The organism is Actinomadura meridiana (assembly GCF_039537545.1).
Lineage (GTDB): Bacteria > Actinomycetota > Actinomycetes > Streptosporangiales > Streptosporangiaceae > Spirillospora > Spirillospora meridiana.
Map to the genome: position 1 here is coordinate 774,066 of NZ_BAABAS010000006.1, position 13,396 is coordinate 787,461.

General features: G+C 67.9%; 12 protein-coding genes. 8 read left to right on the forward strand and 4 right to left on the reverse strand.

Features of this window, described 5'->3' with window-relative positions:
- Window positions 1–106 precede the first annotated feature (106 nt).
- Both ABD808_RS16535 and ABD808_RS16540 read right to left on the reverse strand, forming a co-directional pair.
- Window positions 107–1,870, reverse strand: coding sequence for a chitinase (locus ABD808_RS16535; protein WP_344897179.1), 1,764 nt, complete (start codon window positions 1,868–1,870; stop codon window positions 107–109).
- A 10-nt stretch (window positions 1,871–1,880) separates the two neighbouring features.
- A complete protein-coding gene (locus ABD808_RS16540; RefSeq protein WP_344897182.1) occupies window positions 1,881–3,455 on the reverse strand; it encodes a chitinase in 1,575 nt (524 codons plus the stop codon).
- 529 nt (window positions 3,456–3,984) lie between these two features.
- Between ABD808_RS16540 and ABD808_RS16545 the strand changes: the two genes are divergently transcribed.
- Window positions 3,985–4,458, forward strand: a complete 474-nt coding sequence (locus ABD808_RS16545; protein WP_344897185.1) for a nitroreductase family deazaflavin-dependent oxidoreductase — start codon at window positions 3,985–3,987, stop codon at window positions 4,456–4,458.
- Window positions 4,459–4,531: 73 nt separating this feature from the next.
- On the opposite strand, the gene ABD808_RS16550 is transcribed toward ABD808_RS16545, so the two are convergent.
- Window positions 4,532–6,064: a cellulose binding domain-containing protein gene (locus ABD808_RS16550; RefSeq protein WP_344897188.1), complete on the reverse strand. Its 1,533-nt coding sequence runs from the start codon at window positions 6,062–6,064 to the stop codon at window positions 4,532–4,534.
- Window positions 6,065–6,454: 390 nt separating this feature from the next.
- On the opposite strand from ABD808_RS16550, the gene ABD808_RS16555 reads away from it, so the two are divergent.
- Window positions 6,455–7,294, forward strand: a complete 840-nt coding sequence (locus ABD808_RS16555) for an N-acetylmuramoyl-L-alanine amidase (protein WP_344897191.1) — start codon at window positions 6,455–6,457, stop codon at window positions 7,292–7,294.
- Between the two features lie 35 nt (window positions 7,295–7,329).
- On the opposite strand, the gene ABD808_RS16560 is transcribed toward ABD808_RS16555, so the two are convergent.
- Window positions 7,330–7,767 (reverse strand): MarR family winged helix-turn-helix transcriptional regulator, encoded by a 438-nt coding sequence (locus ABD808_RS16560; protein WP_344897194.1) that lies wholly within the window; start codon window positions 7,765–7,767, stop codon window positions 7,330–7,332.
- Window positions 7,768–7,832: 65 nt separating this feature from the next.
- On the opposite strand from ABD808_RS16560, the gene ABD808_RS16565 reads away from it, so the two are divergent.
- The 6 genes from ABD808_RS16565 to ABD808_RS16590 all read left to right on the forward strand — a co-directional run bounded on the left by ABD808_RS16565 (window position 7,833) and on the right by ABD808_RS16590 (window position 13,270).
- Window positions 7,833–8,879, forward strand: a complete 1,047-nt coding sequence (locus ABD808_RS16565; RefSeq protein WP_344897197.1) for a substrate-binding domain-containing protein — start codon at window positions 7,833–7,835, stop codon at window positions 8,877–8,879.
- A gap of 47 nt (window positions 8,880–8,926) precedes the next feature.
- Entirely contained in the window at window positions 8,927–9,934 is a 1,008-nt protein-coding gene (locus ABD808_RS16570; protein WP_344897200.1) for an alpha/beta fold hydrolase, read from the forward strand.
- Window positions 9,935–9,990: 56 nt separating this feature from the next.
- On the forward strand, window positions 9,991–10,653 hold the full coding sequence (locus ABD808_RS16575; protein WP_344897203.1) for a peptidylprolyl isomerase: 663 nt from the start codon (window positions 9,991–9,993) through the stop codon (window positions 10,651–10,653).
- Between the two features lie 268 nt (window positions 10,654–10,921).
- A complete protein-coding gene (locus ABD808_RS16580) occupies window positions 10,922–12,319 on the forward strand; it encodes a hypothetical protein (protein WP_344897206.1) in 1,398 nt (465 codons plus the stop codon).
- Window positions 12,303–12,761, forward strand: a complete 459-nt coding sequence (locus ABD808_RS16585; RefSeq protein WP_344897209.1) for a hypothetical protein — start codon at window positions 12,303–12,305, stop codon at window positions 12,759–12,761. Before ABD808_RS16580 ends, ABD808_RS16585 begins: the two co-directional genes overlap by 17 nt.
- Window positions 12,758–13,270: a hypothetical protein gene (locus ABD808_RS16590; RefSeq protein WP_344897212.1), complete on the forward strand. Its 513-nt coding sequence runs from the start codon at window positions 12,758–12,760 to the stop codon at window positions 13,268–13,270. The genes ABD808_RS16585 and ABD808_RS16590 overlap by 4 nt, the downstream gene beginning before the upstream one ends.
- Window positions 13,271–13,396 lie beyond the last annotated feature (126 nt).

The window sequence follows — 13,396 nt, forward strand, 5'->3', positions numbered from 1 at the left end:
GGGTTCCTTCCGGTGGGGGTGGGGGTCCGCCGGGAGCCCGGGGGCTCCCGGCGGGGTGAAACGTCTCGGAAAAGGCCCGGAAGGCCTGGGGAAGAGCTGGGAAGAGCTAGGGAAGGCCGTTGAGGAATGGTTCGTGGCTGTCCATGAATTCCCACTTGTAGTAGTTGTCCCAGTTGATCGACCAGGTCATCAGCCCGCGGAAGCCCGGGGACGTCCCGCCGCGCAGCGTGTACGAGCCGCAGCCCGTGCCCTTGACGAGGCAGTTCACGGCCTGCTGCACCTGCGCGGGCGGGGTGTAGCCGTTGCCCGCGCTGACCGCGGCGGGCAGGCCGATGGCGATCTGGTCGGGCCGCAGCCCGGGGAACGTGTGGCCGGTGTTCGCGACCGTGAAACCGGCCCTCACCATGTCGGTCATCGCGATGTGGAACTCGGCGCCGCCCATGTTGTGGTACTGGCCGTCCAGTCCCATGACCGGTCCCGAGTTGTAGTCCTGGACGTGCAGGACGGTCAGGTCGTCGCGCATCGCGTCGATCACCGGAAGGTAGGCGCCGGTGCGGCCGTCGCCGCCGCCCGCGCCACCGTAGAACTGGTGGCCGACCTGCACGAAGAACGTCTCCGGCGCCATTGTCAGGACGAACTTGGAACCGTATTTCGCCTTGAGCGTCTTCAGCGCGGAGATCAGGTTCACGATCACCGGGGTGGTGGGGTTGCGGAAGTCGGTGTCGCCGCTGTTGAGGTACAGCGAGTGGCCCTCGAAGTCGACGTCCAGACCGTCCAGCCCGTACTTGTCGATGATCGCCGAGACCGACCGGACGAAGGTGTCGCGCGCCGCCGTGGTGGTGAGCTGCACCTGCCCGTCCTGGCCGCCGATCGAGATCAGCACCTTCTTGCCCTGCGCCTGCTTGTCGCGGATCGCGGCGATGAACTCCTCGTCGCTCTCCACGTTCTTGCACTCGCTGACCGGGCACCGGTCGAACCGGACGTCACCGGACGTCGGCGACGTCGGTTCGCCGAACGCGAGGTCGATGATGTCCCAGGCGTCGGGTACGTCCGCCATCCGCACGTACCCGGACCCGTTGGCGAAGCTCGCGTGCAGGTAGCCGATCAGCGCGTGCTTCGGCAGGCCGATGTCGGTACAGCCGCTCGTCCTGCCGCTGACCTGCGCCGACTTGGCCGACTCGCCGACGTCGTTGTAGGCGGCGACCGTGTACCGGTGCGTGGTGCAGGCGTCGAGACCGGTGAGGGTGGCGCTGGTACCGGTCACGGTGGCCCGCAACGCGGAACCCTCGTAGACGCGGTAGCCGGTGACCGTCCCGGAGGCCGGTTCCCACGACAGGGCGATCGAGTCGTCGGTGACCGTCCCCACCTTGGGGCCGTCGGGTGCGCCCGGCACGCCCGGCTGGGGTTCGCCGCCGGGGCCGTCCAGCAGGACGTCGTCCGCGTAGTACGCGGAGTTGCCGTACCAGCCGTGCAGGAAGATCTCCACGGTCTTCTGGTCGGCGCCCGTCGTGAACGACAGGGACAGTTTGGTGTAGTCGGACGCGGACGGCGTCCACGTCTGTGTCCCGCCGGTCACGCCCATGTACACATAACTGCCGCGAACCCATGCCGACAGTGAGTAGGCCGTGTTCGGTTGGACGTTGACGGTCTGCGTGCACTGCCCGGTGCTTCCGGTGCTCACTCCGCCCGCGAGGGCGTACGAGCCCGTCCGCACCGGGGTGCTCACGACCGAGCCGCCCGCGCAGGTCCACCCGCTGAGCGACCCGCTCTCGAAACCGGCGTTGGCCAGGACGTTGTCCGCGTGCGCCGGGCTCGGAAGCCCGACGAGCAGCCCGGCGGTGAGGACCGCCGGGGCCCAGATCCTCTTCATGTCCGTCCCTCTACGGAAGCGTGTCCAGGTGGGGGCCGACGGTCCCCGCGAACCGGCCGCCGTTGGTGACGTCCCAGTTGATCGACCAGGTCATGGCGCCGCGGATGCCCGGGTAGGTCTTCGGCGGCTTGAAGGACCCGCAGTTGGTGGCCTTGGCCAGGCAGTCCAGCGCGTTGTTCACCAGGCTCGGCGAGACGACTCCGCCGCCCGCCGCACCGGCGCCCGCGGGCAGTCCCAGCGCGACCTGGTCGGGACGCAGCCCGTTCTCCAGCTGGATGCAGGCGAGCGACGTCATGAAATCCACTGTTCCCTGGGAGACCACTCCCTGGTCACAACCCAGCATCGTGCCTGAGTTGTAGTACTGCATGTGGACGACGGTGAGGATGTCCTTGATGTTCAGCGCGAGCTGGAAGTACGCGCCGCCGGTGGACTGCATGTCGAGCGTCTGCGGTGCCATCGTGATGATCAGGTCGTTGCCCGCCTTGGCGCGCAGGGCGCGGAGTGCCTGCCCCATGTACTGCGGGCTGATCCCGTTCTCCAGGTCGATGTCGACGCCGTCGAAGCCCCACTCGGTCATCAGGCTGGAGACCGAGTTCGTGAACAGGTCGGCGGCGCTGGCGTTGCCGACCCAGACCGCGCCCTTCTCGCCGCCGACCGACAGGATGACCTTCTTGCCCTTGGCCTGGAGCGCCTTGATGTCGGCCTTGAACTGCTCGTCGGTGTAGCCGCCGACCGCCTTGGCCAGACCCGGGTCGACCTTGAAGCTGACCTCGCCGAACCGGCTGGTGGCCTCGCCGAACGCGACCGCGACGACGTCGTACTCGTCCGGGACCTGGGAGAGCTTCAGCGCGCGGGCCGAGTTCACGAAGTCGTGCCAGTAGCCGGTGAGGAAGTGCTTGGGCAGCGGGCCGGTCGCGCACCCGTCGGTCGAGCCGGTGACGGCCGTGCTGGCCGGGGACTCACCGTCGTCGCCGTAGGCCTTGACCGTGTAGCTGTGCGTGGAGCACTTCTCCAGCCCGCTGATCGTGGCGGTGGTGCCGGAGACGGTCGCCCGCAGGGTGGAGCCCTCGTAGACGTGGTAGCCGGTCGGCGTGCCGGTGCCCGCCTGCCAGGCGAGCGTCAGCGAGCTCTCGGTGTGCGCGCTGATCGTCGGTGCGCTCGGCGCGCCGAGCCCGCCCGGATCGGGATCACCGTCGCCGCCGCCCGCGCAGGAGCCGCCGTTGAACGTGCAATTCTCAGGGGCGCCGGGACCGTTCCCAAGGAACCCGAATGTCACCGAGCCGCCGGAGGGTATAGCGGCGTTGTATTCCCTGTCCGTGAACGTGAGGTGTTGCCCGTCCTTGGTCATCAGGGCGTTCCAGTAGGATCCGACCGTCGTGCCGGACGGCAGGTCGAACTCGACCTGCCAGCCGTCGACCGCGGCGCCGGACCCGTTGGTGAGCGTGAACCGGCCCTCCCATCCGGAGCCCCAGTCGGACGGCTTGCTGAACGTCGCCGTCGCCGTGTCGGCGGCGTACGCGGGAGCCGGTAGGAGCAGTGCCAGGAGCAGGACGGCGAGGACACTGAGAGCAGAACGGGGGCGCAAGGGCTCCTCCATCGCGATCGGAAGCTTGGCGGATTCCCCCGAACCCCGAAATCCAGCGCTATTTGATAGGAAGGTTTCCTATCAGTTTTGGAAGCAAGGTAACCGCCCGCCGTGACCTGGGCAAGCCCCTCGCCCAACCTCGTCCACGCCCGCCGGGCAACCACCCCAGCTTGTACACCGAACCAGCCCGGGCCCCCGCGAATATCGGCACTACCTGCCAATGCCGGCGCCATTTCACAGGCGTTAGTCGACGATTAGCCCGTGTTAGGTGCCACCCGGAACAACCGGCGAGTGTGCCATTCGCGGTGTTCCGGACGCGTCGGCTCCCGACCCGGGCATGGCCCGTCCCGCCGCCCGGGGCACCCCGCCGCACCGGGTGTGGCCTGCGACGGCACGGGTATCGGCGGCCATGACGGAGCGGTCAGGAATCGAGAAGCACCGGTCGGGACGCCGTGGCTAGCGTGACCGCCACGAGCTTCGGGATCGCCCGCTCGGCGCGATCCCGTCCTGAACCGAGTGGAGGCGGACGATGACGCACGGCCAGCAGGCGGGCGGCCACGACAAGCGCAGGCCCGGCACGCCCGGGGCGGTCTCGCGGTGGATGCAGCACCGGATGAACACGCGGATGAACCGCAAGATCCGACGAGGGAACGGCACGTTCATGAGCATGGACGTCCTGATCCTGCACACCGTGGGCAAGCGGAGCGGGGAGCCCCGGGAGACGCCGGTGGCGTGGTTCGCCGACGGGGAGGACGCACGGCTCGTGGTCGCCTCGGGCGGCGGCAGCCAGCACCCGGACTGGTTCGCCAACCTGATGGCGCATCCCGAGCGGGCGTCGATCGAGCTGCCCGACAAGGACGCCGTCGAGGTCACGCCGGAGCGGCTGGAGGGCGCCGAGCGCGAGCAGGCCTGGCAGCGCATCGCGGCCGCCCAGCCGCGTATCGCGAAGTACCAGAGCAAGTCCGACCGGGAGTACCCCGTCGTCCGCCTGACCACGCGGTGAGGCCCGGAGCGGGCACGCGGAAGGGTGCGGCCCGCGTCCCCGGAGCTGGGACGCGGGCCGCGTGGGGAAGTGGCTAGAAGCCAGCCGTGATCTTGCAGAACTCCCACGGCTGCTGGTTGGTGCCGCTGTCACCCGGACGGTCGCGGTTGACCGCCCAGAAGGTGAACCGGGACAGGTTGTGAGACTTCGCCCAGTCGCGGATCTGGGTCCAGATCGCGGTGGTCGTCATCTCCTGCTGGTCCGACGCGCCGTTCATGCCGGAGATGCCCATGTGGGTGTAGGCCTCCGTGTCGGAGTACTTGAACGCCGACACCAGCGCCGCCTTCAGACCCTCGGACGCCTTGACGGTGTTGCCGTACATGTCCGAGCCGCCGCCGAAGTCGAACGGCATGATCGAGAAGATGTCCACCGGGACCTGGAGCTCGGCCGCGCGGTCGATGAGGCGCTTGCCCCACGAGTTCGGGCCGCTGGTCAGGGTGGGCATCGTCAGGATGGTCTGGATGCCGGGGTTCTTCTGCTCGACGATCTTGAGCGCGCCCAGGATGCGGTCCTGCACGGCCGGGCTCTCGAACTCGTCGGTGTTCTCGATGTCGACGTCGATGGCCTTGAGGCCGTAGGCGTCGATCACCTTCTGGTAGGCACCCGCGAGGGCCTCGTTCGTCTGGCAGTTCGGGCCGAGCTTGTTACCCGACCAGCCGCCGATGGACGGGATGATGTCCCCGCCGGCCGCGCGGATCTTCTTGATCGCGGTCTCGTCCACGCCGCCCTTGAGCGGACGCTGGCTGTCCCAGGACGGGTTGCACCCGTTCTGGGCCAGGATGAAGGCCATCGTGAACACCTTGATGCCGGACGCGCTCATCACCGTGGTCGGGTCCGGGGGGTTGCCCCAGCCGAGGTACAGGTAGGGCGCGGCGTGCCTGCCCACGTCCGGTGTGGTGCACCCGGACGTCGTCCCGCTCACGGTCGCGGCGGACGACTCACCGGCGGCGTTGTACGCCTTCACGGTGTAGGTGTGGCTGGAGCACTTGTCCAGGCCGGAGACGGTGGCGGTGGTGCCGGTCACCGTCGCGCGGACGTCGGAACCCTCGTAGACGCGGTAGCCGGTGACGTCACCGGACGACGCCGACCACGCCAGGGTCAGGGAGCTCTCGGTCTTGGCGGTCACCGACGGCGCGCCGGGCACGGAGGGCGCTCCCGGCGTGCTGTCGTCGCCGGTACACGACCCGTCGTTCAGCTCGCACCCGTCCGGCGCTCCGGAGCCGTTGACGAGGAAGCCGAACGTGACGGACGCCCCGGGCGCGATGCCCGCGTTGTAGTTGCGGTTGCTGAAGGTGGCGTGCTGCCCGTCCTTGGTGAGCAGCGCGTCCCAGTAGGAGCCGACCGTCGAGCCGGACGGCAGGTCGAACTCGACCTTCCACGACGCGAGCGCCGCTCCGGTCTCGTTCTTGATCGTGTACTTGCCCTCGTAGCCGGACCCCCAGTCGGAGGCCTTGGCGAACGACGCCGTGACTGTCCCGGCGGCGTTGGCCTGGACCGGGGCGACCATGGCGAGGACGAGAGCGGACGTTGCGGTCAGTGTGATGCCGGGGAGAAGTCTTCTTCTCAATGTCACTCCCGGGTAGGAGGGGTATGGACGAGCGGGAATCCCCCGAACCCCGAGTCGGTCGCGATGCGCGTGCTCAATCGGGTGGCGGGGGGCGATCGCGGCATTTGGGGCCTGCCTCGAATCTGATAGGAAACTTTCCTGTTAATCGACGTGAACGGTAATCGGCCCGCCGCCCTCGGGCAACCCCCGTCCGGGCGACGGGTGATCAGCCCAGTGCAGCTAATGGACCGAACCACGCCCTTGTGCGAAGAATGTCGGCACTTCTTGCCGACGCGAGACCTTTCCTTGGGCAAGATCAGGACAGTGGTGCAGGGAGCGGTCCTGTTTAGCCGACTCTCGTCTGCGCAGATTGTGAGGGAAGAGAGCCGATCTGTCACGGGGGGATGGCCGGTGCGGATTCATGGGTGCGGTCCCAGTCGTGTCGCGGGGCTCGGGGCCGTCGCCGGGTTGTGCCTGGCGATGCTGGCCGCGTGCGGGAGCTCCTCCGACGACCGGACGTCGCCGTCCCCGACCATGGGCGGCTCGTCGCCGGGCACCGGGGGGTCGCCGGGCGGGACGCCGCCGCCCGCCCCGGCGGGGGTTCGCGGCAAGGTCATCGTCATCGACCCGGGGCACAACGGCGGCAACGCCGACCATCCCGAGGTGATCAACAAGAAGGTGTTCGTCGGCAACGGCCACAAGCCCTGCAACACGACGGGGACCGCCACCGCCGAGGGCTACAGCGAGCACGCCTTCACCTGGGACGTGGCCCAACGCCTGGTGAAGGTGCTCCGGAGCCAGGGCGCCACGGTCACCCTGACGCGGCAGAACGACACCGGAGTCGGGCCGTGCGTCGACGAGCGGGCCGCGATCGGGAACCGGGCGCACGCGGACGCCGCCCTGTCGATCCACGCGGACGGGTCGACGGCGTCCGGCCACGGGTTCCACGTCATCGAGCCCGTCGCCGTGGGGAAGAACGCGGCGATCGTCAAGCCGTCCCGCAGGCTCGGCACCGCGATCCGGGACGCCTACCACTCCGGCACCGGCATGCCGTACTCCACCTACCGTGGCAAGGACGCGTTGGACCGGCGCAGCGACCTCGGCGGGCTGAACATGTCCACGGTCCCGGCCGTGTTCATCGAGTGCGGAAACATGGGAAACCCGGGTGACGCGGCGAAGATGTCCAGCGCCCCGTTCCGGCAGCGCGCGGCCGAGGCACTGGCCACCGGGCTCGGGAACTACTTCCGGTGACTCGTTCCCACGGAAAATATTCCGTGGGGCGTAGGTCAGGCGAGCCGCGCCGACATCCTGGTGAGCAGGACCTTGAGCAGCGCCAGCTCCTCCTGGCCCACCGCGTCCTGTACCCGGCGCCACTCGTCCTCGATCGCGCCGGTCAGCCGAGTGGTCGTCTCCTTGCCGTGTTCGGACAGGAACGCCAGCACCCTGCGCCGGTCGGCCTCGTCCACCCGCCGGAACACCAGCCCGGCCGACACCAGTCGGTCGACCACCTTGGTGAGGGTCGGCGCGGGGAGCAGCGCGAACTCGGCCAGTTCGGTCATCGTGTGGCCGGAACCGTCGGCGAGGAGGGAGATCACGCGCCATTCCTCGACGGTGGAGCCGGCCGCCTTGAGCGCCGTGCCGAGCCGGGCCGCGATGCCGCGTTCCACCTGCGCGAGCACCCGCGGCAGGTCCAACTCGTCCTGCGCAATACCTGTTTTAGTCATCGCGAGACCCAAGATTACCGTCTCTTCAAAACTATTTTGGGCGAGGATCCACTAACGTCCAGGACATGGACGACTTGGACGTCGCCCTGGTGGTGCCGCGACGGGGGCCCGCGGGACTCTTCGGGCCCTCCGCGGAGCTGTGCGCCCGGCTCGCGCAGGAGGAGATCAACGCCGAGGACGGCGTGCTCGGACGCCGGCTGCGGCTCACCGTCGTCGACGGCGGCGCCCCGCCCGCGCGGGTCGCCGACCAGGTCGCCGACCTGGTCAACGTGGGCGCCGTGCAGGCGGTCACCGGCTGGCACGTCTCGACCGTCCGGCAGCGGCTCGTGCCGCGCATCGCCGGGCGCGTCCCCTACGTCTACACCGCGCTCTACGAGGGCGGGGAGCACGCGCCCGGCGTCTTCCTCACGGGCGAGACACCCGAGGGGCAACTGCGTCCGGCGCTGCGCTGGCTGTCGTCCGAACTGGGCGTCCGCCGCTGGACGATCGTCGGCGACGACTACGTCTGGCCGCGCGGCACCGCCCGCGCCGTCCGGTCCTACCTGGCCGAACAGGGCGCCGTGCTGTGCGACGAGATCTACGTCAGCCTCGGCACGGAGGATTTCAGCGAGTCGCTGCGCCGGATCGACACGAGCGGCTGCGAGGCCGTCCTGATGCTCCTCGTCGGGGACGACGCGGTGGCGTTCAACCGGGCGTTCGGGGCGTCCGGGCTGCCCCAACTGCGCTTCAGCCCGCTGATGGACGAGAACATGCTGCTCGCGTCGGGAGTGGAGGGCACCCGCGGCCTGTTCGCCGCGGCGGGGTTCTTCGAGTCGCTGCCCACCGGTGACGGCCTGGACTTCAGCGCCCGCTACCACCGCCGCTTCGGCCCGCAGGCGCCGCCGCTCAACAGCATGGGGGAGTCGTGCTACGAGGGCGTCCGGCTGCTCGCCGAGCTGTTCCGCCGCAGCGGTGACCTGGACGTCGACAAGATGACGGCCGTCTCGGAGGGCCTCGGCTACGACGGTCCGCGCGGTCCGGTCGAGGTCCGCGACCGGCATCTGCGGCAGAAGGTGTTCCTCGCCGCCGCCGACGGGCTGGAGTTCGACGTCCTGTACCAGCTCACCCCTTGACCATTGATTCAAGACAAAATAGTTTCGGCAGGAACTAAGGGGGGCTTATGGCCACGACGTTCGATCTCGGCGACTTCGTCCTGCAAGGCGGCGCGACCCTGCGCGGGGCGCAGCTCACCTACGAGACCTACGGCGACCTGGCGGCGGACAAGAGCAACGCGATCGTCTACCCCACCTGGTACTCCGGACGCCACCAGGACAACGAGTGGCTCATCGGCGAGGGCATGGCGCTGGACCCGTCCCGATACTTCATCATCGTGCCGAACATGCTCGGCAACGGCCTGTCCAGCTCGCCCAGCAACACCCCGCCCCCCTACGACCGCGCCCGCTTCCCCAACGTCACCATGTACGACAACGTCGAGGCCCAGCACCGCCTCGTCACCGAACACTTCGGCATCGAACGCATCCCCCTCGTCACAGGCTGGTCCATGGGCGCGGGCCAGACCTACCAGTGGGGCGTCAGCTACCCCGACATGGTGGAACGCATCGCCCCGTTCTGCGGGTCGTCCCGGTGCAGCTACCACAACAAGGTGTTCCTCGAAGGCGTGAAGGCCGCGCTGACCGCCGACGGTGCGTTCGAGCACGGCTGGTACACCAGCCCACCCACCACGGGCCTACGCGCCGCGTCCCGCGTCTACGCGGGCTGGGGCTTCTCCCAGGCGTTCTACTGGGACCGCCTCTGGGAAACACTCGGCTACAGCTCCCTCGAAGACTGGCTCGTCGGCTTCTGGGAGGGCTTCTTCCTGGACGACCGCGACGCCAACAACCTCCTCACCATGTTGTGGACGTGGCAGAACTCCGACGTCGGCGCCACCCCCGGCTTCAACGGCGACACCAAGGCCGCCCTCGCGTCCATCCGGGCCCGCACGCTGGTCATGCCCGCCGAGAAGGACCTGTACTTCCCGCCCGAGGACGAGGCGTGGGCCGTCCAGCACATTCCGGGCGCCGAACTCCGCGTCATCCCCGGCGTCTGGGGCCACTTCGCCGGACACGGCAGCAACCCCGTGGACACCGCCTTCATCGACGCCGCCCTGAAGGAGCTCCTCGCCCGCTGACTTCGTCGGGAATTGCCAGTACCCCGCCAGTGCGGTGATCACTAAGTTTGGAGGCTATGAGACCGCGCTGGATCTTCCCCACGCTGGCCGTCGCCCTGACCGCCTCCCTCCTCCAGATGGGAGCCGCCGAGGCGTCTCCGGCGCCCTCCGTGGCCCGGTGCGTGTTCACCCCGACCCCCGACAACCCGCCCGCGAAACGGGTGCACCCACCCCGCTCCAGGGCGCGCTCGCACGGCAAGGTCGACGTCGCTCTGATCACCAACTACGGCATCGTCGCCATCCGCATGGACCGACGAAACGCCCCGTGCGCGGTGCACAACTTCGTCAGCCTCACCCAGCAGCGCTTCTACGACCACACCCGCTGCTGGCGGCTGACGAACTCGGCGCGACTCGGCGTCCTGCAATGCGGTGACATCTACGCGGCGGAAAAGGGCGGCCCCGGCTACAAGTTCGACGACGAACTGACTGGCAAGGAGACTTACCCGCGCGGCACAGTCGCGATGGGCAACTGGGGCCCGGACACCAACGGCAGCCAGTTCTTCCTGGTCCACTCCCGCGCCGACATCCCACCCGCCTACACCATCCTGGGCGAGGTCACCTGGGGCCTCCCCGTCCTGGACCGCATTGTCAAGGGCGGCATAACCCCGGGCCCCAACGGCCCCGAAGACGGCGAACCCACTCACCCCGTCAAGATCCACAAAGTCCTCATCTGGAATTGACCAACACCCGCCAAGCTTCCGCTCCCCTCGCGAACAGCACCCGCCCAACGAATTGTTCGTCGGCATTCCCACCACAAGCTTCCGCCCGGGAGGCGGCCTCCGCATCAGCAAACGCGTTTCGTCTGATCGCCCTGCCGAACCAGAGGGGTGCATTTTTCGGGCGCACGCGATTTCATTGACGGGCGGCGTTTCCGGAGGTTGTCTCCGCGCGTTCCGGAGGACGTCCCTGCCGGGCTGATCGGCCCGGTGCCGTCCAGCGGAAGGGCTGATGGTGGGCGTCGACCACACCAGCGGAACCGACACCAAGGTCGAGACCGACAAGCCACAGCCGCCCGACGACACCTACCAGCCGCCACCGGACCGTCCAGGCTCACCCGGCCAGCCGTCCCGCCTGGAAAGCAAGGCCGCAGCCCAGGCCCCCACGGAAACCAGCGACGACGATCCCCCGGCAGAGGAAAGCGGCCCCACCACAGAGTTACAGGCCAAGGACTTACCGGACGAGCCCGAACCCCCGGCAACCACCGAGCCGCCCACTCGAGACCGGTACCTCGACCCCAACGACGACCCAAACCGAGTAGGCACGCCGCGCGCCGACTCCTGGGCACGCGCAGCAGAGCGCAACGAGGAAACCACCGACCAGCGCGCCCCCGAGCCCACCGACCAAGCCTCGCCCGGCCCAGAGCAGCCCGCCGAATGGCCGGACGTCCCCTTGGGACCCCGCGCGGAGTCAAGAGCACGAGCAAGAGAAGCACAACAAGCAGCACTGACAGCCGACACCGACCAGCCAGACGCGCCGGACGCCCACGCTGAGGCGCAACCAGGCGCGAACACAGACCAGCCCACAGCGCCGGACACCACCGAGGCCACAACAGACCGTCCGGACCCAGAGGACGAGCAGCCCAACGACCGCGACGTCCCACCCCAGGACCAAAGCGCCGAGGCCGAGCCGCCGACAGACGACTACGACCTCCAGTCCCTGGACGACGCGGAAACCGAGCCTGACCCAGTCGAGCCCGAGCCCGAAAAGCCCGACACCGATCGCCCCGACGACCGAACGCACGACGCCTCCGCCGACGACGGCGAACGCTTACCCACCGACCGTGACGATCCGCGTCCGCTCCCAGACGGCACGGAAAGAAACGAAGAAATGCCGGACGGCACCGGCGACGGCAATGACACCCGTGGTAGTAATTCGGAGGACCAATCCGAATCCCCGGCGCCCGAAGAGAACGAAACCGACCAATTCGCCGGATTGCCGACCCGCGCCGACCTGGACCCCGCCTCCGCCGGAGAAATCACCGCAGAACGCGGCGAACCCCTCCAACCCATAAACGAAACCCAAGACCTCCGCGAACCCGATCCGGAGCGGGACTCGGACTGGAGGAAATTGCTGCGTAATGTCGGCAATGACGCCGACGACGCCCTCAGTACCAGTGATGGTATGAGCAGTACCACACTCAAGCTCACCAACCACAGACCGCCGACGGACCTCCGTACTGGCACGAGAGAAAACACTCCCGAAGTCGGCAATACGGACCACTCGGCCAATTATCCAAGTGCGGCAGTGGGGGCTTTGGCTGCTGTTATGGTGATGTACAGCTTTGTGCGGGGCCTTCGTGCGACCGGCCGTAAAATTATGAGGAGAAATAATGACAGTAGTGACTGATGATCAGGTGGCCGCCCTGCGTGCCCAGCTCGCTGGCCAGGGCGATGAACACCGACGACTACTGAACCAGCTCGACCCGAAGGCGGCCAACATCGGATACACGGCACTCGTCACCGGGGCCTTCTTCGAAGCCGTACGCCGCCGCTTCCTCAAGGATGGAAGGCCGGCGGATGATGGCGAGATCATTGACTTTGTCACCTCTGTGCGGCTGAGGCTCGAAGAGGAGGAGAGCAAGCTCGATCCGAACGTGGGCGAGATAATGATTAAAGTAGCCCTTGGTAAGCTTCCCGTTGAGGCCCGAAAGAGCATCAGCGGCGATGTCGGCCATGGAAGTCAGATCCTGTTGCTCGCCGGGATGATCGGGGACGCGGGGTTCACTCCGGATGAACTCGATGAATTCCTAAGGAAGGCGCGATTCTTCGCAGAGGAACTGCGATCGTGATCGACCTCTCCGAGTTGGTGCTGGGAGACGGGCATATCGATCTTCTCCGCCACCTTCTGAGTGAGGATGACGACGAGCCCGGGCAGTACGATGAGCCGACCGCCCCAAACGACATCGTGATTCACAACCTGATGGGCTATTCGGCGTTCGTGGTGGCGGTCCTGCGGAAATTCTCGCCAACCTTCTCAGTTTCGGAAATCATTCAGTACGTCTCAGATCTGCGGAAGTCCCTCATCGGGGACGAGTCGTTGCAGGTCAATCCCCGTGTCGCAGAAGGCCTGATTCGTGACGTTCTGCAAGACAAGACTTTCAAGGACACGCCACCGTTCGGGGCCGACAACGAGACCATGGCGAAGACCAGCTTCGTGATCCTGCTGGACCTCGTCCAAAATCTGCAGCTCGACGGGCCGGGGCTGGAGGAGTTCTTGCGGGAGTCGGTGGACTATGCCCGGCGTTGGCTTGTGGCGCAGCAGGCCCCGGACGTTGAGGAGCGGGCGGCCACTCCGTAATTGCGGTCGCGAGGGCCGCACGTGTGTCGCGGGTTCGGTATGGCGCGGGGTGGCGATAGCGGATGAGCAGGTGGCGGCCCTGCGAGCGCGGCTGCCGGGCGTTACGACGAGCACCGACAGATCTTG